At 50.8% G+C, this 23,807-nt stretch carries 19 protein-coding genes and 1 pseudogene; 12 read left to right on the plus strand and 8 right to left on the minus strand.

Annotated elements, in window-relative coordinates; all coding sequences use genetic code 11:
- Window positions 1–351: 351 nt before the first annotated feature.
- Window positions 352–549, plus strand: a pseudogene (locus K3T82_RS50325) (transposase); the annotation flags it as partial.
- Between the two features lie 512 nt (window positions 550–1,061).
- Here K3T82_RS50325 and K3T82_RS33805 read toward each other — a convergent pair.
- Together K3T82_RS33805 and K3T82_RS33810 are read right to left on the minus strand one after the other, a co-directional pair.
- Complete coding sequence (locus tag K3T82_RS33805; protein ID WP_220197919.1) at window positions 1,062–2,129, minus strand: universal stress protein; 1,068 nt, start codon at window positions 2,127–2,129, stop codon at window positions 1,062–1,064.
- 110 nt (window positions 2,130–2,239) lie between these two features.
- A complete protein-coding gene (locus tag K3T82_RS33810) occupies window positions 2,240–3,352 on the minus strand; it encodes an FAD-dependent oxidoreductase (RefSeq protein ID WP_220197920.1) in 1,113 nt (370 codons plus the stop codon).
- A 963-nt stretch (window positions 3,353–4,315) separates the two neighbouring features.
- Here K3T82_RS33810 and K3T82_RS33815 point away from each other — a divergent pair.
- Together K3T82_RS33815 and K3T82_RS33820 are read left to right on the plus strand one after the other, a co-directional pair.
- Entirely contained in the window at window positions 4,316–5,329 is a 1,014-nt protein-coding gene (locus K3T82_RS33815) for a universal stress protein (RefSeq protein ID WP_220197921.1), read from the plus strand.
- A gap of 125 nt (window positions 5,330–5,454) precedes the next feature.
- Complete coding sequence (locus K3T82_RS33820) at window positions 5,455–5,715, plus strand: hypothetical protein (protein WP_220197922.1); 261 nt, start codon at window positions 5,455–5,457, stop codon at window positions 5,713–5,715.
- 172 nt (window positions 5,716–5,887) lie between these two features.
- Here the strand turns inward: K3T82_RS33820 and K3T82_RS33825 are convergent, their stop codons facing one another.
- From K3T82_RS33825 to K3T82_RS33835, 3 genes are all read right to left on the minus strand, one after another.
- Entirely contained in the window at window positions 5,888–6,220 is a 333-nt protein-coding gene (locus K3T82_RS33825; protein WP_220197923.1) for a hypothetical protein, read from the minus strand.
- A gap of 615 nt (window positions 6,221–6,835) precedes the next feature.
- Complete coding sequence (cydB, locus tag K3T82_RS33830; protein WP_220197924.1) at window positions 6,836–7,870, minus strand: cytochrome d ubiquinol oxidase subunit II; 1,035 nt, start codon at window positions 7,868–7,870, stop codon at window positions 6,836–6,838.
- Window positions 7,871–7,872: 2 nt separating this feature from the next.
- Complete coding sequence (locus tag K3T82_RS33835) at window positions 7,873–9,270, minus strand: cytochrome ubiquinol oxidase subunit I (protein ID WP_220197925.1); 1,398 nt, start codon at window positions 9,268–9,270, stop codon at window positions 7,873–7,875.
- A 291-nt stretch (window positions 9,271–9,561) separates the two neighbouring features.
- Between K3T82_RS33835 and K3T82_RS33840 the strand changes: the two genes are divergently transcribed.
- Window positions 9,562–10,698, plus strand: coding sequence for an RNA-guided endonuclease InsQ/TnpB family protein (locus K3T82_RS33840; protein WP_220197926.1), 1,137 nt, complete (start codon window positions 9,562–9,564; stop codon window positions 10,696–10,698).
- Window positions 10,699–10,934: 236 nt separating this feature from the next.
- Here the strand turns inward: K3T82_RS33840 and K3T82_RS33845 are convergent, their stop codons facing one another.
- Complete coding sequence (locus tag K3T82_RS33845) at window positions 10,935–12,974, minus strand: PAS domain-containing sensor histidine kinase (RefSeq protein WP_220197927.1); 2,040 nt, start codon at window positions 12,972–12,974, stop codon at window positions 10,935–10,937.
- A gap of 478 nt (window positions 12,975–13,452) precedes the next feature.
- Between K3T82_RS33845 and K3T82_RS33850 the strand changes: the two genes are divergently transcribed.
- A complete protein-coding gene (locus tag K3T82_RS33850; protein WP_220197928.1) occupies window positions 13,453–14,109 on the plus strand; it encodes a DoxX family membrane protein in 657 nt (218 codons plus the stop codon).
- Between the two features lie 168 nt (window positions 14,110–14,277).
- Window positions 14,278–15,603 carry an IS4 family transposase gene (locus tag K3T82_RS33855; protein ID WP_220197929.1) on the plus strand — a complete coding sequence of 442 codons (1,326 nt, stop codon included), beginning with the start codon at window positions 14,278–14,280 and terminating at the stop codon, window positions 15,601–15,603.
- 87 nt (window positions 15,604–15,690) lie between these two features.
- Here the strand turns inward: K3T82_RS33855 and K3T82_RS33860 are convergent, their stop codons facing one another.
- Window positions 15,691–16,404, minus strand: a complete 714-nt coding sequence (locus K3T82_RS33860; protein ID WP_220197930.1) for a response regulator transcription factor — start codon at window positions 16,402–16,404, stop codon at window positions 15,691–15,693.
- 3 nt (window positions 16,405–16,407) lie between these two features.
- Window positions 16,408–17,943: a sensor histidine kinase gene (locus tag K3T82_RS33865; protein ID WP_220197931.1), complete on the minus strand. Its 1,536-nt coding sequence runs from the start codon at window positions 17,941–17,943 to the stop codon at window positions 16,408–16,410.
- Between the two features lie 562 nt (window positions 17,944–18,505).
- Between K3T82_RS33865 and K3T82_RS33870 the strand changes: the two genes are divergently transcribed.
- From K3T82_RS33870 to K3T82_RS33895, 6 genes are all read left to right on the plus strand, one after another.
- Window positions 18,506–19,549: a universal stress protein gene (locus tag K3T82_RS33870; RefSeq protein WP_220197932.1), complete on the plus strand. Its 1,044-nt coding sequence runs from the start codon at window positions 18,506–18,508 to the stop codon at window positions 19,547–19,549.
- Window positions 19,550–20,441: 892 nt separating this feature from the next.
- Complete coding sequence (locus tag K3T82_RS33875; RefSeq protein ID WP_220197933.1) at window positions 20,442–20,867, plus strand: arsenate reductase ArsC; 426 nt, start codon at window positions 20,442–20,444, stop codon at window positions 20,865–20,867.
- Between the two features lie 90 nt (window positions 20,868–20,957).
- Window positions 20,958–21,290, plus strand: coding sequence for an ArsR/SmtB family transcription factor (locus tag K3T82_RS33880; protein ID WP_220197934.1), 333 nt, complete (start codon window positions 20,958–20,960; stop codon window positions 21,288–21,290).
- A 109-nt stretch (window positions 21,291–21,399) separates the two neighbouring features.
- Window positions 21,400–22,488 carry an ACR3 family arsenite efflux transporter gene (gene arsB / locus K3T82_RS33885; protein WP_220197935.1) on the plus strand — a complete coding sequence of 363 codons (1,089 nt, stop codon included), beginning with the start codon at window positions 21,400–21,402 and terminating at the stop codon, window positions 22,486–22,488.
- A gap of 304 nt (window positions 22,489–22,792) precedes the next feature.
- Entirely contained in the window at window positions 22,793–23,284 is a 492-nt protein-coding gene (locus K3T82_RS33890; protein WP_220197936.1) for a MarR family winged helix-turn-helix transcriptional regulator, read from the plus strand.
- A complete protein-coding gene (locus K3T82_RS33895; RefSeq protein ID WP_220197937.1) occupies window positions 23,269–23,778 on the plus strand; it encodes an arsinothricin resistance N-acetyltransferase ArsN1 family A in 510 nt (169 codons plus the stop codon). Before K3T82_RS33890 ends, K3T82_RS33895 begins: the two co-directional genes overlap by 16 nt.
- Window positions 23,779–23,807: the final 29 nt, after the last annotated feature.

A 23,807-nucleotide genomic window follows, 5' to 3' on the forward strand; every position in this document is an offset into this window, starting at 1 on the left:
GCGTGCTTCACCGAGACGGCGAGCGACAGACGGTGGTGCTTGGGGGCATCCTAGATCACACTGTTGGTCCGGCTCGCAGCACGAGTATCAAACCGATCTTTGGCGTTACCCGCCCTGCTAGTAGTCTACCCTTTTTCATGCGCGGTGGTGCGCCAGGAGGCATGACCCACTGTTGGCGAAATCTAGAATCGTGTGAGAAACTGAAGAGATCCATCAATCAGGAAGAAAGTATTTGAGCAGTGTAAAAGGAGGAAAGGCGTATCTCTCAAACCTGAACCATTGCCCTCGATCCCCGAACCAAAGGCTCACTTGGCACGCACAGTCTGCCCAAAGGGTGGCTTATGCATCTGGATGGGAGACGAACTGAGCGCCGTCTTTTGCGATGATCCCTTTTCCTCATTCTTTCCGCGCCGTGGACAGCCAGCCAAAGCCCCGTGGAGACTAGCATTCGTCACGGTGCTGCAATTTGTGGAGGGACTTTCAGATCGGCAAGCCGCTGAGGCCGTCCGAACGCGGATCGATTGGAAATACGCCCTGCGTTTAGAACTAGAGGGAGGGGCCACTATACTGAAACAGACCGCATCATTTCTGCTCCAAGCAAGAGCGGTTCTAGTTGTAGATGCCCAGGTAAAATCCATTTATCTCTCTGATTATTCTGCAACCAAGCCAGCTTTCCATACCTTTCTCAATAGTCATAAGCCCGCTCTTTGGGCAGTCATTGATCAAAGGCCCCAGCCCCAACAAACACCTGCTCCTATCGGATAGTGGAGGAAGGTGGGCAATCTCTGGGAATACAAATGCTCATGGCTTCGCACTAGATTGTCGGGATAGGTATATGAGAGCGTGGATGAGCCCCATAGACATCATCCCATCTTCATTGAGATACTACATCAAGAAGAAAATGATAACTCAGTCATGTTTAATGCCTTTATGAGATAGCTTGCGATCCACCTTCGCAAGAGCTCTTTTCTCTCCAGGAGCTCGATGCCACCAAGCATATCATACTTCCCACAGAGGGCCTTTGGCCCTCTGTGGGAAACTTCTCCATTTCATCTGGAATATCAGGCAAGTAGTATTCGGTCCCACTGAACAGCTGCACGCTGGAGCACTTCTCCTCTAGACTTACTTTGGTCTTGCGCTCCATGCATTGAAGCAACCGGAATATGTGCATGAACAACGAGTAGAGGAGATCGTGCTGCATCGAGAACGTGTTCGGTAATACTCCCATAGTGCAAACGTTGCAGCCCAGTTCGCCCATGGGTCGTCATGGCAAAAATGTCATTTCCTGCCTGACCACATTCATCTTTTCGGGACGTACCAATATCAACAATCCTTTGCCAGATCTCATTTGCTCGCCGATAGGTCGAAAATGAGGAGGTAACAGAAAGCGCATAGGTCGCCAGATCACCAGTACGGAAGCGTTCTTCGACAGAAGCAAGATACGCTGCGGCCTTGGCTCGCGCGAGCGCGTCATGTTGAACATGACGCTCCGCATCCTCCTTATCATGGAGGATGCTTTGCCCAATGACACAGAGCAGATGCACTCGCCCCTGTTGAGGACTCGCAAGAGCAACAGCGAGTTGTGTTGCTGGTACAAGTGCCTCCTCAGCAAAAGAAGACCCATCGAGTGTTACGACGAGACGAGGAGCAGGCACCTGTCTCTCAGCTTGTAGCATCACAGTAGATGCACCATCACGGATCACAAGCACTGGAACAATGCTATGACGAGCCACATGCTGCGCCACGCTGCCGAAGAAAAAACGTGCAACTCTTGTATAGCCGTGACTGCGCATAACAACGAGATCTATAAGCTGCTCTCGCGCCACATGGACAATCACCTCTCCTGGAATACCAATCTTCGCGTCGAGCATTATGGGAATGTCTTCCAGATGTGTCTTGGCAACGATATGTTCCAGATATGCCTGAGCACCTTCAAGAAAGGATCGCCGAATTTGTTCAGCCATATAGCCAGGAACACTGGGATAGAGACTTATATAGACACGCTCTGAAGGGATGACACGCAGCAGAAGCAAAGATGCGCCTGTCGAACGAGCCAGTTGGGCTGCTAGAGGAAGTGCTTCTTCAGCGCGTTCAGAGCCATCAAGTGGGACAAGAATATGATGAAACATAGATGTGTTCCTTTCTCGACACGGGACATCACTCAATCAGCGTGCCGCATCTACCGAAGAAAGACAATGGTCCGTTTCGCTGCTTCCAGGACGGTGCCACTGCGACAACATTACACGTCACTCGCCGTCCCATGAAGAGCGCGAAGTCCTGCTCTTTCAGCTTGTTGCCGTAAGTATGTATGGATTCGATATGCGACCTCTCTCCCCTGCACAAGAGCTTCGTGTAGCGATGTCATATTCGACACCACATCGCCTGCGGCAAAAACATTTGGCAGAAAGGTCATATATGCGCCTACAAGCTGAAGCTCTGGGCCATAGGAACCCGAGGTAATGAATGTAGAAGGAAGGAAAGACATGTCGGGAATCTCATCAATTGCTACCACAACGGCATCTGCAGGATAGAGACAACCACATCCAGGAACAAAGGTGAGATGGCGTTCTTGTGGGGGTGAAGCCCATCGTATCTGTCGACAACGCACGCCACATACATACATATCCTCAGTCCCAAGAAAGCTGATTGGCATTGTAAAAGGATGAAGATAGAGAGCTCCTTTTCGTAAAGAGGACACGCGTTCCCATACCTGAAGAGGAAGATCCGACAAGGAACCTGGAAAGAAGATGCGAACTGTGCGTGCCCCAGCCTCCAGAGCCACAAAGGCAGCGTCAAAGGTCGTTCGACTCCCGCCGAGGATAGTCACATTGCCCTGGAGCGCCTTTGGGGAGACAGGTTCCTGCGCGCACAGCACATCGTGTGCGGAGAATATTCCTTTCAATGCGTTCTCGCCACGGATACCGCCACTGAGGCTGTGTTGCGCGCCAATGGCCAGTAAGATAGCATCATACCTCGCGACAATCGCCTCAAACGCGTCCTCATTCGCAACTTTCGCTCGCAAACGAACCTCAATACCGGGCCGAAGCAGCAGCTCCACCAAGTGTTTGCTTGCCTCTGAAGGGAAGCCAAATGAAGGAGTTGCCACAGTCAACATACCTCCTACTTCAGAACGAGCCTCGAAAAGCGTCACATGGCGGTAGCCCAATTGGGAAAGAATATTTGCCGCGTTGAGCCCGACTGGTCCTGAGCCAATGATGGCAACGTGCTCTTCATACATGCCGCACATCTCATGAAGGTGAGGAATGAACACTGCTTGGTCAAGCAAGAGATCGCTTGTCTCAAAATGAAATGGATACAACCGATCGATCTTCGTCTCTGTACCGCAAATCATACCATAGCCCCTTTTCAGTCAACACATCTCCAGCACTTCTAGGCATGTTGTTTATCTTTATTCTTACCGATCATCACGCCCGTAAACGGTTTAGCAAATGAGATGTGTGGATGGCTTATGAATACTACTCACTACATTCAACTATAGAACACAGCCCACACGTCATCTTCACAAAAACTAGGCCTCGTCTCACAGTAAGATCACAACACCACCTCCCTGGAAGCATCATCCCCAATGGGTGCAAGTAAACATGTGATAAGGACTTGTTGTATATTTTTCGCAGCAATGCACCAGCACAAGAGCATATTCCCGCCACACATGACATCCCCGAACTGAGCGGGCTCCTCAGCCATCTTCCTCAAGGATATTAGCCCTGGTATAACTCTCTATCTATCTTGAGAAACCCCACCTTTAAGCGTGAAGAGTCGTCACCAGATTCTGTGATATTCTCGTGATGCATCAAATCCCTTTTGTGATGAGATTGCAAGATAAAAGAAGTATGTTAGAGAGAGAAAGAAAAAGGAAGAAGTCTTGAAAGGAGTGATGCTTTTGTTCAGGGAGTGTAACAACCAGCGGATAGTAAACAGGATGATATTCTTTTGTGAGAGTCAACCCTATGACCTCTAACGAGCAGGGCTGAATGAAACAGCGTTCTTTGTACAATCCGAGGTTTCGCTATTCTCAGTCACACTCCTGACACTTTCTAAAAAATGATCGCGAGATAGATGATAGAGCGACAACACAACAAAATAGGAAGGACCAAGACAGAGCGTTCTGGCAAAAGTGCAGAACGCCCTGTCTTGTTTCTCATGAGAAGAATAGCTTGTGAAGGTTTTGTGAAATAGGGCTAGTGATTCGTTACTGCGCTGTGATTTAAGATATGTATATTAAAAGTAATAAAATCCACCGTAGAACAAAAAGATTGATAAGAGAATGAACATATAGCAGAGGAAGAGGTGACATATGTTTCGCCACATTCTTGTTCCCCTCGATGGATCAGACATCGCGGAAAAAGCCATTCCATTTGCAACCCATTTAGCACGCACAGCAGGAAGTGGTCTTGTGTTTGTGCGAGTGATTCATGCGCCTACACGTGATGACTCGTATGGAGCGGAGGCAGTGATTGGTCTGAATCCAACCGCCTTGGAGACGCAATTCGCTCACTCGAATCATTATCTCGAAACTATTCTCTCTACGTATAAACATGATTTGGAAGGTCTTCATGTAGAAATGGACACAGAAATAGGAGCCACAACGTCTACCATCGTGTCCGCTACCCGCTTGGAACAGGCCGATATGATCATCCTGTGCAGTCATGGTGATACGGGGTTAACACGCAGGATAGTCAGAAGTGTGTCTCAACAGCTCGTCCGTCACAGCCCTGTACCTGTCCTGGTGCTCAATGCCCACGGTATGATTCCAGAAATAAAGGAAGCTCAGCCCTGGCGAATTATCGTACCACTCGATGGATCCGCGCTCGCAGAGAGCGTTTTAGGGCCAGCTCTTCAATTTGCATCAAGCCTGGATGCTCTGGAAACCTTAGAATTGCATCTTCTGCGTATTGTCGCCCCACCTTCAATAGAGGGAAGCACACAAAACTTTCCACACCTTGATGATAAAGCGATGCAGGTCCGTGCAATGCTAGATGCGGAAGCCTATCTGCTCTCTATCACCACGCGCTTGAGAAAAGAGAATTCTGCTTTAGGCAATTTGCGTATCACAACTTCCGTTGTAAGTAGCCCAGCAATCGCGGAGACTATTGTGCACCATGCGAAGCAAGCACAGGAGATGACAGGAAATAGAGGAACAGATCTGATCGCGATGGCAACACATGGAAGAAGCGGTCTACTCCACATGATCATGGGTAGCGTCGCGGAACACGTCCTGAGCGCGACAACCTGTCCTGTGCTGGTCACGCACCCAGTGAAGAGCGCTGATAAAGAGCATCAAATACAGATTCTGCCCCATCTCCAATAATGTGCAGTAGATAGTGACATGGACGTTGAGCTTGCCTTGTCAGGCAAGCTCAACGCTGTTTCCTCTCGTGGGGCTGATTAGGCATCCCGCAGCAATTACTCGCCTTTGCTCTGGAGTTAGATACGTTGGAAGATACGCTCTTATGTGCGATTGGACTTTCCTGGCACTGGGACTTCGAAGGGCTGAACACGACTCCTCGCCGCTATCGGCAAATGCTTGCTCGCCTCTTCTCCACACAAGACTTTATTGAATTTGACACAACCGAACCAAATATCATGATGGAGCCAACAAATGTTCTGTTAGTACGTATTGGCAAAAGGGTTGCTCCTCGTCAAGTAGAGAAATTCCGTCGTGTTATTCAGCGTTCCCCTGCTCTATGCATGTAGGGCTTCATGATTAAAGCGCACTCAGCACCATATGGAGCCTATGATCGCTGTGCTCCAGCTAGCGAACAAGGTCTCACCGCTGTGTCTAATACAGCGGTGAGACCTTGTTCGCTGAGAGATTGCCCTGGACAACTTTGCGCAAAACAATTTATTGGTTAGGACACCTTCTGCACTATCCAACAGCAATTAATGTTGGTCGTGGTTGATCAATAGGCGTGCGTAGAGTCGGAGTATGTTTCTTGAGAAGGATACGGAAAGCAGGCTTGACCGCAGAGCATTCAGGAAGGTAGATGGAACACTCCTGAGCATCCAAAACCAAGGCAGCCTTTGCCATGAGCAATGATGGTGCAAACCGTTCCAGGAATGCGATCATTTCTTCTACACCGCATCCCTCTTCCTTAACCTTGAGCGAGCCAACGATGGATTCGTTGGTATATACGCTCTGATGAGGATGCCGACTCTCAACTGCAAGAAGACAAACCTGTAAACAATCATTGAGCGTCATCTCATACCTTCCTTACCTCAAAGATCCACTAAGTAAATGCTGGTGAAGGAATATATGTAGTAGGGACAAACATCTGGATCGGTGAAGCATCAGTGATAGCACAATGAACCATTTGTGCGAATTCTTGAGCACAGGGGGCGCAGAAGTACCCACCCTGATTATGATGTTTTCCCCCTATCACCGTCCATTGATGTTCTGCTAGCTTCCCACACCATTCGCAGTGCCGTCCTCGCGGAACCAGATCAGACACGATAGAGCATTGCAATTCATTCATCTTCATGACGAATACCTGCCCTTCTCTTCCAAATTGGATTCTTCTTGCCTTGCAATTCTGTCTCTACTTATGAAATACACCATATAAATCACGGATAGCTCTCATCATAATTGCGTGATCTCACAAAGACATAACAGCATCTTGGTACAAGGTTCTCCCCTTTCTAGAAACTCGTATTCAACTGAAGCAAATATACCGAATTTGAGGGGCAAGATCACACCATTTTCCTGTTCCATCCACCCCAAAGCGCGCTAAGCAAAAGCTAAGCAAAAGCTAAGCCGGTTATTCACTTCCCCCATTGAAATCTTGCTTATACTAGTAATATCACCTACACGTTTACGCTACACTGTTTTGTGGGTATCCTGACTTGTGCTCATGCGTGAAACACTGAGACGTTTGCGAAACACCCAATATGTCCAGATCTGATACCCAAGAACAATTGGCACAATGGTCAGCGCAATCCAACTCATCACTGTCAGGGTATAGGGACTGGAAGAAGCGGTATAAATGGTCAGATCCCAGGCGTGATTCAAGGTAGAAATCATCACCCGTGGGAAGAGACCCAGAAAGATGGTCAGCGTCGATAGGATAATGGTCAGCCCAGTCATAAAGAAAGCCCAACCGCTTCGACGATGATACACGAACCAGCCACTAGCAAGCAGTGCAGCTCCTGCCCCCAGAGGTGCTACCCCTGGATCAATCCCTAGGCGTACAAATACGTCTGTCTCAAAGTAGCCTATGATGACAAACGCGAAGACCAGCAGCGTCGCTGGAAGCCAAAGCCGTCTGGCTGCTTCATGTGCTTTGTGCTGAAAAGGCTCTTCAATACGTAGGCTCAGAAAGATCGCTCCATGTAAGACAAACAGCCCAACAAATGCTAATCCACCAACAAGCGCATAGGGATTCAGCAGATTCCAGAAACCGCCTACATAATTCATATGTGCATCAATAGGCACGCCCTCAATGATATTGGTAATGGCGACGCCCCACAGGAAGCCCGGCAGGAGGCTACCAGCAAAGAGCATCCAGTCCCAGAAGCTGCGCCAACCTGGCCTTGTATCGCGATTACGAAACTCAATGGCGACTCCACGCACAATCAATGCAACCAGCAAGAGGAGCAGAGCTGGATAAAACCCGCTGAAGAGGGTCGCGTACCAATTCGGGAAGGCAGCAAACATCGCACCTCCCGCGGTAATCATCCATACTTCGTTACCATCCCAAAAGGGGCCGATGGCATGGATCATCACACGCCGCTCAGCTTCGTTCTTGCCAACAAACGGGAGTAAGACGCCAACCCCAAAGTCAAATCCTTCAAGAAAGAAGAAGCCAGTAAACAAAATGGTAATCAGGATAAACCAGAGCGTATTCAGGTCCATGATTAGTATTCTCCTAACAAGAGTGCTTCGCCTGTATCGACATGCTCATCCTCAGTTTCTGTCTGCATCGGATCAGCAACACGCGCGTATTTCAACAACAGATAGCCATCTGCCATGGCAAGGGCACCATAGAGCAGGGTATATGTAACGAGGGAAAGGAGGACTGTAGGTGCGGTAACAGTAGGTGAAACTGCCTGTGCGGTTTTGAGCAGACCAAAGACAATCCATGGCTGACGTCCTATTTCGGTCATGATCCACCCTGTACTGTTCGCAAGATAGGGAAGTGTCATTGCTGGCAAGAGTAGCCAGAGAAACCAGCGCGCATGGGAGAGGCGCTTGCGAAGCACCAGAAGTAGCGCGATCAGGGAGAGGAGAATCATAACGACTCCTGCACCAACCATCACACGGAAACTCCAGTAGGTGATGGCGACAGGGGGAACATAATCGCCTGGTCCATACTTGGCCTCATAAACAGCCTGTAAATCATTGATCCCTTGAACCTGACCACCAGCCTCATTATAGGCCAGAATACTCAACAGGTCCGGGATACGAATGGCAAAGACATCATCGCGATCTTGCTCATTGCCGATGGTGAAGATGGAAAAGGACGCCGGATCTTCACTCTTCCATAGCGCTTCCGCTGCAGCCATCTTCATAGGTTGCACCTGTACCATATGTTGAGCCTGGGTGTGCCCAACAAGTGCAACAAGGAAACTTCCTAAGAGTGCCGCGATCATCCCAAGCGAGAAAGAACGGCGAAAGAACTCATGGTTGCTCTTTTTTCTTAATAAATGGTAGGCGCTGATACCTAGCACAAAGAATGCGCCTGTGACGACACCACTGAAGAAGACATGTGGGAATTGGACACGGACATTCGGATTGGTCAGGAGCGCGAAGAAATTCGTCATCTCGGCCCGCCCGTGATGAAGTGTATAGCCCACTGGTTCCTGCATAAACGAGTTCGCAATCAGAATCCAAAGTGCAGAGATATTTGAACCAATGACAATCATCCAGGCGCAGATCAGATGCAGGCGTGGAGAGAAACGTTCCCAACCAAAATGCCAGAGGCCAATAAAGGTGGACTCCAGAAAGAACGCGAGGAGTGCTTCAATCGCCAATGGGGCTCCAAAAATATCACCAACAAAGCGCGAGTAATCGGACCAGTTCATGCCGAATTGAAACTCTTGTAAAAGACCTGTGACAACACCCAGCGCGAAGTTGATCAGGAAGAGACGACCCCAAAATTGGGCCATCCGTTTATACATCTCATTGTGACTCATGACATAGGCAGTCTCCATGACGGCAATCAGGAGTGAGAGACCCAGAGTCAAAGGAACAAAGAAAAAGTGATAGACCGTCGTGATACCAAATTGCCAGCGAGAAAGGGCCAAAACATCCATCGTACCAACTTCCTTTCGATCAAAGCATCACCTTCTCCTGGCTCAGAGAGCAGAAATAGGTCCGCCTGATAATCAATCGTATGAAAAGAAGTGTAAGGTGCTCATCTCTCAAAAGAATCTCAGGAGTGTCGGTTTGTTTCACAAATCATTCACAAGGAGAAGCTAGGGCTAAAATCAGTTTTGCATTCTTTAGACAGATGTAGACAAATAAGGATATGTATTGCCCTTGCCAAAGCCGTGCTTTTCTGGTATATTTGTTCTACTTCCGACACAGAAGGGGAAGAACAACAGATGGTCCGTGGGTATCGGGGAGAACTCGATCTCAATAATGCACAAAAGACGCTCTGCCGCAAACATGCCGGAGCCGCTCGCTGGGCGTACAACTTTGGTCTTCGCCGCAAACAGGAAGCCTACAAGGCAGGGCAAAAAACGCCCACCGCCATCGATCTGCATCGCGAGATCAATGCCCTCAAGGCCTCTCAACCTTGGATGTATTCAGTGAGCAAGTGCGCCTTTCAAGAAGGATTGCGCGACCTGGATGCCGCCTTCAAGCACTTCTTTCGCAAGTGCCGCCTCAAAAAAGCAGGCACATGGAAAGGCAAATGTGGCTATCCCCGCTTCAAAAGCCGCAAGAAAGCCATCGGTGGTGCCCGCTTCACTGGGAGCATTCGGGTGTCTGCGGATGCGATCCAGTTGCCTCGTTTGGGGGTGCTCCGACTCAAAGAGCACGGCTATTTCCCTCTGGGCGGCAAGATCAGCAGTGCCACCATCCGTGAGCAAGCTGGCAGATGGTTTGTCTCGATCTGTGTGCATGAGCAAGCAGAGGAAGCGAAAACACTCCAGCCAGCCACAGGCGACGTGATTGGGGTTGATCTTGGCGTGAAAACCCTGGCAACCCTCTCGGATGGACGCACCTTCGAGAATCCCAAGGCACTACGCAAGAAACTCACGGCGTTGAAGCGCCTCTCGCGACGTCATAGCCGTAAGGCCAAAGGATCACGCAATCGGCAGAAAGCCAAGCAACGCCTCTCACGGATGCATGCCCGGATCGCCAACGTACGAAACGATGCCTTGCACCAAGCAACCGCTCAGATCGTGGCGAGAACCAAGCCCGATGCCGAGCGACCGCGTGTGATTGTCCTGGAGGATTTGCACATTGCAGGCATGCTCAAGAACTGCAGGTTGGCTCGCGCCATTGCTGATGTGGGCATGTACGAGTTCAAGCGGCAGATCCTCTACAAAGCCGAACAGGCAGGAGTAAAGCTGCTGCTGGCCTCGCGCTGGGAGCCCTCTTCAAAAACCTGTTCGTGTTGTGGCTGGGTCAATGAGGCGCTCACCCTGTCGGATCGGATCTTTGTCTGTCTGGAGTGTGGAAGCGTGCAGGATCGAGACGCCAACGCCGCGAGGAACTTAGCGGCGTTGGCCTGATGAACACGGCGTACCGCAAGTTCTGCGGGAAGTGACGCCTGTGGAGCAGGGGTAAGACGAGCGAAAGGCTTGCTCTCTGCTGTGAAGCAGGAACCGAATACGAAATGTGGCCTGTCCATGTTTGGGTAAATTTCGGAGAACGGTGCTCTCTCCAACGAGAACAGCAATGACCAAAAAGCAGCGCCTCGCAACGCGCTGCTTTTTGGGTTACGCTTCTTAAGAAGATGGATACTTTCTCAGTGAGATGGAGTGATGAGTGGCAGTGTCAGGAAGAATGTGGACCCTTTCCCCTCTTCAGATTCAAACCAGAGACGGCCTCCATGTTGCTCAACCAGGCTACGACAGAGATAGAGACCCAGACCCGTACCACTGATCCCAGCTGCCTTCGCATTCTCTGCACGCATAAACCTGCCAAAGATCTGGGCTTGCTGGTGTTGAGGGATCCCCATTCCAGTATCCTGCACGCGGATCTCGACCGTTTGGGGTCTCTCCTGGACCTCAATCTGTACAATCACAGGCCCACCTTGTGGGCTATATTTGATGGCATTGGTAAGCAGATTCGTCAGCACTTGCTCAATACGTCGAGGATCAATGGAGATTTCAATTATGCTGCGTTCGGTTCGCAATTCCACATGATGCCGTGACGCAGATTGGCAGAAGCGTTTTACCACACGTTGGACCAGGGAAATCACATTGGTCGGAGCGCGCTGTAAGACCATCTGACCCGCTTGCAGGCGCGTGACGTCAAGAAGATCTTCCGTCAGGTCCGTCAGACGATCGGTTGCCTGCTCGATGTCTTGCAACATCTCCTGCTGCCAGTCAGCAAGTTGAGGTCCATGTCCACGGGCCGTCTGCACCATCATACTACTGGCTGAGGCTTTGAGGATCGCCAGAGGCGTCCGCAATTCATGGGCCGCGATGCCAATAAATTCATCCTTGAGATATTCCGCCTCTTTTAAGGCGCTAACATCCTGATGAAGAACGAGTGCCAACGGTTCCCACTTCTGTGCCTGATCATCCTGCCATTCCGGGGCTTCGACGCTTTGCCAGGAGTCGGAGGTAAGCGGGACGGCATTGACCAGAATCGGGAGTGTTTTCCCCGTTGGTTGGCGAATCACCTCCTGATGTTGGATGACCGTCTCCCCGTGCAGGAGGGCTCGTGTGGTTGCCCAGGTTTCTGGAGAGAACGGCAGACCTTGCTGATCCACAATCGCAATGTGATGCGATGCAAGAAATGCCTGCATCGGCTGCTCAAGGGGCCATGCAGCACCCCAGATCAGCGTCGACGCGTGATTGGCAAGGAGCAGACGTGCATCCTTCCCATGAACGACCGAGATACTACTTGGGAGCAGATCAAGAATGTGCTGGAGAAAGGCTCGTTGGGCGAGAGTGGTCGCGTGGATCTGCAATTGTGCTTGCTCAACGTGTTTGCGCTCGGTGATATCCCTGTTGATTTCTAAAATGGCGGTGATGGTGCCCTGAGGATCGCGAATGAGAACCTGTCGACTCTCGACGACGACGATGCGACCATCTCGACAGGTATGGGAGAGTTCCCCTTCCCAGCGACCTTCTCGTTCAAGCTGATCCTCAATAGCTTTCTGGCTCTGTAAAAAGCGGGTCTGCAAGAGGGTATGCGAGATACGTCCCAGCGCTTCTTGCATCGTCCAGCCGTAGAGCTCTTGTGCTCCCTGGTTCCAGGAGAGAATGCGGCTAATGGGATCACGGACGAAAATGGCATCGCGTGAGAGGTTGATGAGGTCAGCCTGGACGCGGAGACGTTCAGCTTGCTGCAACCGTTCCTGCTCAAGGAGGCGTTGTATGGTCATATCTCGAATCGCGCCAATGACATGCACCGTTTCTTTCACAAGTACCGGACGGAGACTAATATCGACTGGGAATTCGCTCCCATCTTTCCGCCTCCCAAAAAGGTTGAGTCCAACACCCATAGGACGTAGGCGAGGCGCAGCGGTATAGGTGGCTCGATGGGTGACATGGGTTGCTCGGTAACGAGTGGGAAGAAGACTCTCCAGCGATTGGCCGATCACCTCCGCTTGAGGATAGCCAAACAAGCTCAGCATCTGCTCATTGACTCCCACGATGGTACCATCCTGATTGACCACAAGTAGTGAGTCCGGAGAAAGATGCAGCAGGTCTTGTAAGGTTGCCAGTGTGGTCACCTCAAGAACGCCTGCCATGTTCTCTCTTCTCACCTGCGCAGATGCTGCAGCATCATGGTCGTGATGAAACTCATCGGAAGCGTCATGGTTCTGATTCATTCGGGAAGCCTCTTGAAGAGGAAATATATTGTGGGTTTGGTCTCCCACTCATAGGTGACATTTTAGCCAAGTGCCTGTGTTGATGCTGTAAGAGAGACGTTCATCGCTGGTTCGCACGCACGCTCTCTACTGCTTTCTATACTACCATACGACGCTCCATATTCGATAGAGAAAAGAGCGTATTGCAACATACTTCCTATCTTTCTGGCGCATTGTTGCTGATCCCAACCCAAGCACAGTTATGCTCCATTCTCTCAGATGAGTCTCTCGTTGTGATATCGCTGTGATCATTGTGCGATGCATTGTGATCTTGACGTGAGCTTCAGACTCTATACTTATGACTGTCAGAGCGATGAAGATCATCAGACACCACTCAACGGTGAGATAGAGATGCGATCTTCATCGCCTCCTGAAAAAACTAGTTTCGTTCTTATTTTATTGTCCATACAGTTTGTGTTTCTGACAAGGAGAAAACATCATGCATCTCTTCCAAACACTTCAACCACGCACCTCAACTCAGATTCCTGAACCGCCTGTGGCGAAATTTCTCTTCGCCGATACACGCATGGCCTGGCTCTGGCTCATCGTGCGCTTGTATGTTGGTTATGAATGGATCACCGCTGGCATCGAGAAACTGACAGGTCGCTCCATAGCCATTGATTCCTTTGGCGAAATGTCCAAAGGAGGTCCTTGGGTCTTCAGTGGTCATGATGGAACCGCCATTCAGGGCTTTGTGTCAGGAGCGCTGGCTCATGCCACTGGTGCCCATCCAGCGGTGCAGGGCTGGTATGCGTCCTTTCTGCAACATGTCGTTCTCCCCAACGCGAGTGTCTTCGCCTACATGGTCACCTTTGGGGAAGTGCTCATTGGCCTGGGCCTCATCTTTGGCGCATTAACTGGGATAGCAGCCTTCTTTGGGGTCTTCATGAACCTCAACTTCCTGTTGGCTGGGACCGTGAGTATTAACCCAATCATTGGAACTCTGGCACTCTTGCTGGTCCTGGCCTGGCGGGTCGCCGGTTACTACGGTATTGACCGGTACCTGCTTCCGCTACTTGGCACTCCTTGGACGGGTTCTCTTGCTAGCAAGAAGATCCATAGTGACGGGACAGTCACAACCCATGCGTTAAGCTAGTACGGCGCTTATGAGAAGACACACAAAACAGCGAGACCTCGTCTCGAACAGAAAAGGACATCACTTCCGGAAGTGACGCATAGGCGTCAAGTTAAGGAATGACAAAAGGAAACACCTGTGAGAAAATGGAAGTGACCAAACAACCAAATCTCACAGGTGTTTCCTACAATGAAAACAAGTATATCATCCTTACCAGCCGCTTTGCAAACGCTCTTTTTTGAGAGAGCTCCTCAGCTTGCCAAAGAAGAGCATCTTGTGAAAAGGAAGCGATGCTTTGATGCAAGCAGTCTGCTGATAACGCTTGTTCTGGGTTGGCTCACTCACCCGCTAGCAGGACCATCCCAACTGGCACGCTTTGCTCATACTCTGGGAGTCAAAATCAGTAAACAAGCTCTCGATCAACGATTGACTCAACCTACTGCTCGATGGCTTCTTCGCGTTTTGCAAGAAGCCGTTGGCTTGATGATCTTTCCCCCTGTGCTCAGCAAAGGATTGCTGGCTCGTTTTCCCGCAGTCATCTTGGAAGACGCTTCCACGATTGAGCTTCCTGCCCTGCTTGCTCCCCTGTGGAAGGGATGTGGTGGCAATGGGTCCTCGTCATCGCTCAAATTGGGCGTCCGCTATGATCTGCGCAGTGGCCAACTCTTTGGCCCCATCTTGCAGGATGGAAAACGTCATGAAACCACCAATGGCGTTCATGCTCTGCCTCTTGCCTCCAAAGCCCTCTGGATTGCTGATGCTGGCTATTATGCCATCACGTTTTTGCGTTCTCTGCACGCTCAAGGGAGCTTTTTCCTCATGCGGCCTTGTGGCAATCTCGTCGTGAGCACGCCTTTGGGAGAACGATTGGACCTGGCAGCTGTCTTGTCTGCATCACCGCAAAAGGTTGTCGATCTCTGCGTTCGGCTTGGAAGCGTGCCTCGACTCTGGCTTGCAGCACGTTTGATTGCCCTACCTGTCGATCCCCTCACCGCAGCCAAACGCAGAGAACATATCATGGAGCGAGCACGCCAACGAGGACATGCCCCCTCCGCTGTCACCCTTGCCCTGGCTGGCTGGAACCTGCTTGTGACCAATGTTGCGCCTTCGATGCTGACCGCTGAGGAAGCGCTGGTTCTCTACCGGTCCCGTTGGCAAATCGAACTCCTTTTCAAGGTCTGGAAAAGTCATGGACACATTGATGAATGGAAGAGCAAAAACGCCGATCATATTCTCTGTGAGGTCTACGCCAAATTACTTGCGATGCTTGTTGAGCATTGGATGTTGGTGACCATGTGCTTTGATGATCCCCACCGCAGTTGGCAGTTATGTGCTGGGCTTTTGCGTGATCACGTTTCTCTCCTTCGAGATGGCTTATTAGGGCGACTTCCCTTGAAACGGGTTTGCTCTCTTCTTCATCGTATTTTGGCTGATTCTGCCTCCATTCCTGCACGCGCAAACCGCCCCAATACCTCCCGTCAACTTCTTGATGGGAAATACTGGGGCTTAACTTGACGCCTATGCATCACTTCCGGAAGTGACGCCCTTTTCTGTTCGAGGCAGGAAAGACAGAACAACCAGGCGCTCATGCGAAACGCTTTTTTAGGAAGCAGGGATGACTAGCTGGTAGCCAATTCCAACTCTGGTGAGGAGAGTACGTGGATGCGTGGGATCAGGCTCAATTTTGCGGCGCAGCCGGTTAATATTGACTTGTAGCATATGACTTTCACCAACATATTCGTTGCCCCACACATGCTCTAATAACTGATCATGGGTCACAACACGACCAGCATTGTGCGCCAGATAGGCCAGCAGACGATACTCAATCGGGGTGAGAGCCAGCTCGCGTGGTCCCAACCGGACCAGATGTTGGGTGAAATCGATCGTAAGATCGCCAATAGTCGCCGTTGTGCGCATTCCCTGGCTCATCTCGTGTGAGGAGAGGTGTGAGCGACGTAGGACGGCGCGGACACGGGCAAGGAGCTCCTCGACGCTAAAGGGTTTGGTAAGATAGTCATCCGCCCCCAGATCTAAGCCATGGACTTTATCGCGATCTTGCCCCCGTGCCGTAATGATAATGATAGGAACATTGGAAAACTCACGAATACGCTGGCACGCAGTGAAGCCATCCATCTTGGGCATCATGACATCGAGCAACACCAGATCAGGGGCATGGGCCTCCACCAGATGGAGGGCTTGCTCCCCATCACTGGCCGTGAGCACCTCATACTCTTCAAATTCCAGGTTGCGGGCAATCAGACGCAGGAGTTGGGCATCATCATCGGCAGTGACAACAGTGTTTTTTTTCGCGGGCATAGCTTACAATCCTTCTTCTTTCCTATATGGTAACCAGATATGGAATGTGCTACCTTCTCCCACCTCGCTCTCCACCCAGATAACGCCCTGATGCAGCGCAACAATGCGTTGACTGATGGCGAGTCCCAGGCCAAGCCCATTGACGTCTCGGGTGAGGCTCATATCGACACGCCCAAACCTCTCAAATATGCGCTCGTGAGCGTGCTGAGGGATCCCAATCCCCTGATCACGCACACTGATTTCAAGCACAGGAGAGGTCGCGAGGGCATGGGACCAGCCCCACCTGGACGGACGATTCTCTTCCAGCTTGGCCTGACATTCTGCAGGTGGCACCGGGCGTACGACGACCTCAATCGCTCCTCCTTTGGGAGAATAGAGAAGCGCATTATGCAGCACCTGCTCAAGCACCTTCCGCAATCGCTGCTGATCGGCTTCAATGATTGGTTCATGCAACGTGAGCAGGCCAGACTCATCGAGGATTGACAAGGAAAAGGTGCGCTCTTGCGCAGATGCGTGGGGCTCTTGCTCCCAGCGGAGTTTTGCTGCCAGGAGCGACTCTCGTGCAAGTGCAGCTACGTTTACCTGGCTCCAGGACAGCAGCACAGCTCCTGTCTCCAATTCTGACCATTCGAGGAGATGCTGAATGATGTCAGTCAAGCGCGTGCTTGCCTCATCGATGGCAAGAAGGAACTCATGGCGTTCTTCCGGTTGAAGGCGGTATTCATAACGCAGCAAGGTCTCCACATAACCCTTAATAGCTGCCAGTGGGCTTCGCAATTCATGGCTGAGCGTGGCTTGCAGGTCCGCTTGTTGCTCGATCCTCTCTGAGAAGAAGACAGGGTCAGCCTGCGAAGAGGTCCCCTTTGGAAGCGTCAGGAACAGCATCATCAGCACCATGCCCGCCGCTTCTTGTATACAGACAGGCAGAGATGTCGGGCGTGTTGATCGATGGCTCGAACTTCCTTCTTCGTGTGATGGAAGGTCCTTCTCGAAAAAGAGCAGTACCGCATATGGTGGCAAATAGGGAACATGCGCTTCGGCTTCATCGCGGATGGTTGTCTCAAGATTGAATGTGTGTGTCCCTGCAACGGCCTGAGAAGGAGTAGCGATTGGCAGATGATAGAACGAGTATCCTGTACTATCTGATCGAAACTGATCACGTTGCTTTCTGGAATCCTGATGCGCGACGGCTCTTCTCACTTCCTCAATACTGACTGCTTGGGAGGCGAGAAGACACCATTGTTGTGTCTCTGCTGAAGAGGAACGCGGGAACACCGGAAATTGTGCAAAGACAGCATGCGTATGCTGCTCCATTGGCAAGGTGGACATTGGAACAAGGAGCGCACCTTTGGAAGAGGCAAGAATATGCAAGAGAAGCCCAAGGAGGCGGCCGGCGACGCTCGGCGCTTCTGTTTCCTTGGCGGACAGTTGTCTTCCTGCCACGCGAGCCTGCATGATCAGGTCAAGACATGATGGAGTTGATGAACCCTGCTCTTCGTGAAAAGAGCAGCGACATGATGGTTGCTTCTGGGCAGTCACAAGATTTTCCTTTATATAGGATAGGTGCCTCTTTCATTTCCTCATTGTAGCCGAAAAACCGCACAAGCGTCTCTCTCTCGGCCAAAAAAATATCACAAACAGATCACAAAAGAAAGCGCGGAGCAAAATTGTACCTTCTTAGCACGACATTGGGATGTCTGCAATTGCCATCCGCCATCCTCAGCTTCATTGTATCGTTTCCGCATCCTTCCCATGAGCACCTCAAGATGCGGTAGCAGAGGAGGGCGCTGTGATCTTTTCGTGAGAGGAAAGGGACGTTCCGTGATAGGACCGAGAGGGTGATGCCCTACCATAGAGAGAGGGAACCGAGTGTTCTAAAGGAGAAGCCATCAGGCTTTGAAGAAGTGGGTGTGATCAGATGGCACTAAGGAGAGAAGAAGATGTTTAAACAGGTTCTTGTCTCACTTGATGACTCTCACCGAGCAGAATAAGCGCTTCTAGTTATTGTATTGAAATAGCAGCGCTATACGATACTCTTTAGGCTGTGTATAGCGAGGCTTGAAATAGTACAAAAAGTGATTGAGAGAACGAAAGGAATAATATGATGATGCGACAGATCATTGTCCCGCTCGATGGTTCTGCACGTGCGGAGAGCGCATTACCTATTGCCGCCCATATCGCGCGAGCTCATGAGGGAACGCTCTCTCTGATTCGAATTGTTGGGGCATCGGCAGACTATGCCTGGTATGCAGGGGAAATGGCTATGATGCTTCCTGAGGTCATGGAAGCAGAACGGAAAGAGGCCACTGACTACTTGGCCCAAGTCGCCGCCTCACCAGCTTTGCGGCATCTCGACGTCAAGACCAAGGTGATCGAAGGGGAAACCGCACATGAGATCCTGGCTTTTGCTCATACGCAGCAAGCTGACATGATTGTGTTGTGTAGTCATGGAGCGCGGGGACTCAAACGCTGGATGCTCGGAAGTGTCGCACACAAGATCGCGCGCCACAGCTCGGTTCCTGTGCTTATCCTGCGAGAAGGGGAGCGATTGCCTCTCGCTTTGACCGAACAAGCCACAAGAAGCGTCCGGGTCCTGGTCCCACTCGATGGTTCTGCTCTGGCGGAAGAAGCACTCAAACCAGCTATCGCACTCAGCCAGGCGCTTTCTGCGCCCGATAAAGCAGCCATCCATCTCCTCTGTGTTCTGCCTGTGTATGATCTCGCAACGTCTGTGGAGTCCGCACAACTTATCAAGGAGGCACGTACATACCTCAAACAGGTAGAAGATGAACTGCAACAGAAACAAGCCCAGAAGACGACACTGACTGTTACCTCTGCTCTCATACAGGATACAGAGGTCGCTCTTGCCCTGGTCAATTATGGGGAGGAGGCTTCACCCAACATGGAGCATTCGCGCAGATGTGACCTTATCGCGATGGCGACACATGGTCGAGGTGGGTTGAAACGCTGGGTCATGGGGAGCATTGCGGAGCGGGTGCTGGAAAAAACCAAGCTTCCACTGCTGGTGGTGCGCCCGGAAAAGATCGCACGAGGAGATATTGTCCTTGATGGTGCTCATGAGGGGCGGAGCGAGGGAGGTGAAGAGAAGGAACGATGGGAACAATCCCACGTCGGCTTATTGTAAAATAGGTGTACAATTCACCTTCAAAGGATGAAAATAGCGTATATGCCAGCATGAAGAGCGTGCTCAAGAACGAGCCAGCCTTATGCTGGCTTTGTGTTGTAGTCTCCATGCGGCGCACAATGAGGTAAGCATTGGTAGCAGGCACTCGTAGAACGGGTACGTTATTGAGGGAAGATATGCTCTGCGAGTCGATTGCAAGGGATCTGAATGAAGATTGATCTCAATCGCCCAGAGCCGATCCAGATGTGTAGAAACTTCGATTTGAAATAAGATCTCTAAGGCTGATCATCACAAAGGCTTCAAGACACCCTTCTCTTTGAGGCCAAAGAACAACGTCTCTCTGCCACTTTTTCCACTTTAGCTTCTTCATTCCCATATGAAGAGGGTCTCTTTCTGCCTACCAGTTCACATGAGACACTACTTCTGTTACCAATGGGAAAAGAGGGATCGGTTGATGCTTACATATCCCTCTTTTCCCATCATGCTTTTCTAGATCTTGATCCCTAATAGTTCCGACATTGTGCGCAGTCTTTCTAGATCCCAAGCAATGTAGGATCGCATCAGGCGACTCTACCTATGACATCCATGGTAGATATCATTCATTCTGTTTTCATGCATAAAGAGCAGATACGTATCACGCGTAACAGTGGTCATATGGCGACGGATCTCTCCTTCCGTCGTTTCTCAAGCAGATCTCTCATGACAAAACGCATCTGCATATCTGGCCTAATCATCCTTTTTGGCACACACACATTCATCTCTCACATATCTCAGCAAAGAGGACGTTTCCTTGTCGCGTCAAATCGTTGTCGCGTATACTAAGGCTGACGAGAAGGAGTGATTCATACATTCTCTACATCCCTTGTTTGTGTTTTCTGAGAAAGGAGCCCATATGACTTCCCACGTGCTTTTTCTCTGTACGCATAATTCCGCTCGCTCCCAAATGGCCGAAGGTCTACTTCGAGCATTAGGAGGTGAACGCTTCGAGGCACAAAGCGCCGGAACTGAGGCAACCTATGTACGCCCGCTTGCTATTGAAGCGATGGCAGAACTCGGCATTGATATCTCAGCCCAACAATCCAAAACACTCGAACGTTATCTCACTGAACCTTTTGATGAGGTGATTACCGTGTGCGACTCGGCGGCGGAAACGTGCCCCGTCTTTCCTGGAGCCAAGCATCGACGGCACTGGTCATTGCCCGATCCCGCACAAGCTCAAGGGAAACACGACGAGCAACTTGCCGTCTATCGTCAGGTTCGTGATGCGCTTCAAATGCGTATTAAGCAAGAATTACTACAAGCGTCTGCTTCATTGTGAGATCCTTTTTGGGATCTGGTTGTTTCTTGACAATGAGCAGTTTTTTTTATAGACTCTTCATCGTAGATTGACGATAAAAAGCGAGGCCATATGAAGAAACTCCCTGTTGTGGCAGCATCTGAGGATGTTCATGAGGGAAGGCATACCCAGTCAGAACCAACGAGTGAGCAATTGGCTCGCTATTGTAAAGCGCTCGCTCATCCCACACGAGTACAGATCTTGCGCTTCTTACAGACAACCAATGCCTGTATCTGTGGCGATATTGTGCAGATGCTCCCGCTTGCCCAATCGACGGTCAGCCAGCACCTCAAAATCCTGAAAGATGCAGGACTTATTCAGGGAGATATCGATGGGCCACGCACCTGCTATTCGATCAATCACGAAGCCGTCGAACACGTGAAACAGCTCATCATGGAACTGTAGATCTGCATTGGACAACAACTTTTTTTCATCCCATTCATCGCCTATCGTCGATAGGCGATGAATGGGAGATATATTGACACGCCTCATTGAAGAGTGCATTAGGAGCGTTATGAAACGACTCTCATTCCTTGATCGATGGTTAACACTGTGGATCTTCCTCGCCATGCTCATTGGGGTCGGCATTGGCTATTTTGTCCCTGGCACGGAAGGATTTATCAACCGTTTCCAGGTGGGTACCACCAACATCCCCATTGCAATTGGCCTGATTCTGATGATGTATCCACCTTTGGCAAAGGTGAAATATGAGGAGTTGGGCGACGTCTTCCGCAATTGGAAGATCCTCACGCTATCTCTCGTCCAGAACTGGATTATTGGCCCCGTGCTCATGTTCGCATTAGCGCTGCTCTTCCTCCATAATTCCCCTGAATATATGATGGGCTTGATCATGATTGGCCTAGCTCGCTGTATTGCGATGGTCATCGTGTGGAACGAACTGGCAAAAGGCAATAGCGAATATGCTGCTGGACTTGTAGCCTTAAATAGTATTTTCCAGGTTCTCTTTTATAGCGTCTATGCCTGGATCTTTCTCACGATCTTACCACCACTCTTTGGCGTGACAGGAAGCGCGGTTCACATCAGCATTGGGGACATCGCCTTCTCAGTCTTCATCTATCTGGGCATTCCCTTCCTGGCTGGGTTACTCACGCGTTTTGTCCTGCTCCGCTGGCGAGGGCGTGACTGGTACGAACAGCGCTTCATTCCCAAGATCAGCCCTCTGACCCTGGTTGCGCTGCTCTTCACCATTATTGTGATGTTTAGCCTCAAAGGCAATATCATCGTGCAGATCCCACTTGACGTGGTTCGTATCGCGATTCCTTTGATCATCTACTTTGTCGTGATGTTCCTGGTCAGTTTCTGGATGGGAACCCGCATTGGTGCCGACTACAGCAAAACCACGACCGTTGCTTTTACCTCAGCCGGAAATAACTTTGAGTTAGCCATTGCTGTCGCGGTCGCTGTGTTTGGATTACATTCGGGGGTGGCTTTTGCAGCAGTGATTGGACCGTTGATCGAGGTCCCCGTCATGATCGGCCTGGTCAATATCGCCTTCTTCTTCCAACGGAGATTCTATGGTGTCCAGGTACGACCAGCTCCAGCTGCTGTGCAACAGGCTGGAGATGACGCCGGTTGCCCATAGCCTCTTGCTCTAAAACTCTGTCCAGGTGATTCGCTCTTCATCGGGAGAGCGCAGGACCACACGTACCCCTACTGAAACGTCGCCGGTACCATGAGGGGAGGGGCAATCTTTATCTCATTTTCCTCCCCACATTGACCGCTTCGATATGCCACCTGCTTCTTTTCATTAACAAGCATTGGTTGCTTTTCACAACGTTGCCATTGACAACAAAAATAAGGAGAAGATATACTTCCAATGCCAATCGTTGCTGATAGCAACAAAGAAGAACTGGGAAGAGCAATGGGAAACGAGGAAAGAGGGGAAGATGGCGTCAATGATTCCTTCAACGGGCGAATTGTTACGGGAAGTTGCCCGTTTACATGTACAGTTGCAACGCACCTGCGCCGCCTACTGTGGCGGAGCCACGAGCACTCAGTGTACGGTGCTCACAGAACTGGGGCGCAGTAGTCCAGTGACCCTGGCAGAACTCAGTCGCCGCGTGGGCTTTGATAAGAGCTGGACGAGCCGTGCTGTAGAGCAACTGGTTCAGGAGGGACTGGTGGAAAAGGTTGCCAGTACTCAGGATCGACGCACGGTTCAGCTTTCTCTGTCTTCAACCGGTCAGGAGCGCCTGGCCGATCTCAATGGCACTCTCAATACTCTTGCCGAGCAGGCATTTGAGCATATTCCAGAGGAGCAGCATGCAATGGTGCGCTCCTCCCTGGAACTGCTCCAGCAGGCGCTGCTCACTCTGAGTACAGAAGCCACAGCACAGATTGGAACAGTAGACGGAGGCTCGACATGTGGAGAAGACTAGCGACAATCGCAGATGCGGCGGCGATTGCGCATATCTATAACCAGGGAATAGAGGACCGTGTGGGGACCTTTGAGACGGAACTGCGCACTGAAGCAATGGTGGCATCCTGGTTTGATGGTGCCCATCCGATTGTGGTGGTGGAGCAGGGGCAGGACATCATTGCCTATGCCTCTACCTCTTCCTATCGGGCTCGCCCTTGTTATGCTGGAGTAGGAGAGTTCTCGGTGTATGTTCGCCGCGACTGGCGTGGCAAAGGAGCAGGAAAAGAGGCAATGCAACACCTGCTCCAGGCATGCGAAGCGGCGGGCTTCTGGAAACTGATTTCTCGTGTGTTTGTTGAGAATACTGCTAGTCGTGGGCTCCTTCGGTCGCTGGGCTTTCGTGAAGTGGGCGTCTATGAGAAACATGGGCAACTTGATGGCATCTGGCGTGATGTCGTCATTGTCGAATATCTCTTCCAAACCAATCTCTCCACTGCGTCTTTTGGCGTGTGATCGCGTCAGTAGAGAGAGCAAGATACACT

The organism is Ktedonospora formicarum (genome assembly GCF_016587355.1).
Taxonomy (GTDB): Bacteria; Chloroflexota; Ktedonobacteria; order Ktedonobacterales; family Ktedonobacteraceae; genus Ktedonobacter; species Ktedonobacter formicarum.

What these genes read in the sequence shown, in the direction of transcription:
- K3T82_RS33875 (WP_220197933.1), top strand. Translation starts at nt 20,442, where the DNA reads ATGACTTCCCACGTGCTTTTTCTCTGTACGCATAATTCCGCTCGCTCC.
- cydB (WP_220197924.1), bottom strand. Translation starts at nt 7,870, where the DNA reads ATGGACCTGAATACGCTCTGGTTTATCCTGATTACCATTTTGTTTACT.
- K3T82_RS33835 (WP_220197925.1), bottom strand. Translation starts at nt 9,270, where the DNA reads ATGGATGTTTTGGCCCTTTCTCGCTGGCAATTTGGTATCACGACGGTC.
- K3T82_RS33815 (WP_220197921.1), top strand. Translation starts at nt 4,316, where the DNA reads ATGTTTCGCCACATTCTTGTTCCCCTCGATGGATCAGACATCGCGGAA.
- K3T82_RS33880 (WP_220197934.1), top strand. Translation starts at nt 20,958, where the DNA reads ATGAAGAAACTCCCTGTTGTGGCAGCATCTGAGGATGTTCATGAGGGA.
- K3T82_RS33870 (WP_220197932.1), top strand. Translation starts at nt 18,506, where the DNA reads ATGATGATGCGACAGATCATTGTCCCGCTCGATGGTTCTGCACGTGCG.
- K3T82_RS33810 (WP_220197920.1), bottom strand. Translation starts at nt 3,352, where the DNA reads ATGATTTGCGGTACAGAGACGAAGATCGATCGGTTGTATCCATTTCAT.
- K3T82_RS33850 (WP_220197928.1), top strand. Translation starts at nt 13,453, where the DNA reads ATGCATCTCTTCCAAACACTTCAACCACGCACCTCAACTCAGATTCCT.
- arsB (WP_220197935.1), top strand. Translation starts at nt 21,400, where the DNA reads ATGAAACGACTCTCATTCCTTGATCGATGGTTAACACTGTGGATCTTC.
- K3T82_RS33855 (WP_220197929.1), top strand. Translation starts at nt 14,278, where the DNA reads ATGAAAACAAGTATATCATCCTTACCAGCCGCTTTGCAAACGCTCTTT.
- K3T82_RS33840 (WP_220197926.1), top strand. Translation starts at nt 9,562, where the DNA reads ATGGTCCGTGGGTATCGGGGAGAACTCGATCTCAATAATGCACAAAAG.
- K3T82_RS33890 (WP_220197936.1), top strand. Translation starts at nt 22,793, where the DNA reads ATGGCGTCAATGATTCCTTCAACGGGCGAATTGTTACGGGAAGTTGCC.
- K3T82_RS33825 (WP_220197923.1), bottom strand. Translation starts at nt 6,220, where the DNA reads ATGACGCTCAATGATTGTTTACAGGTTTGTCTTCTTGCAGTTGAGAGT.
- K3T82_RS33805 (WP_220197919.1), bottom strand. Translation starts at nt 2,129, where the DNA reads ATGTTTCATCATATTCTTGTCCCACTTGATGGCTCTGAACGCGCTGAA.
- K3T82_RS33860 (WP_220197930.1), bottom strand. Translation starts at nt 16,404, where the DNA reads ATGCCCGCGAAAAAAAACACTGTTGTCACTGCCGATGATGATGCCCAA.
- K3T82_RS33895 (WP_220197937.1), top strand. Translation starts at nt 23,269, where the DNA reads ATGTGGAGAAGACTAGCGACAATCGCAGATGCGGCGGCGATTGCGCAT.
- K3T82_RS33845 (WP_220197927.1), bottom strand. Translation starts at nt 12,974, where the DNA reads ATGAATCAGAACCATGACGCTTCCGATGAGTTTCATCACGACCATGAT.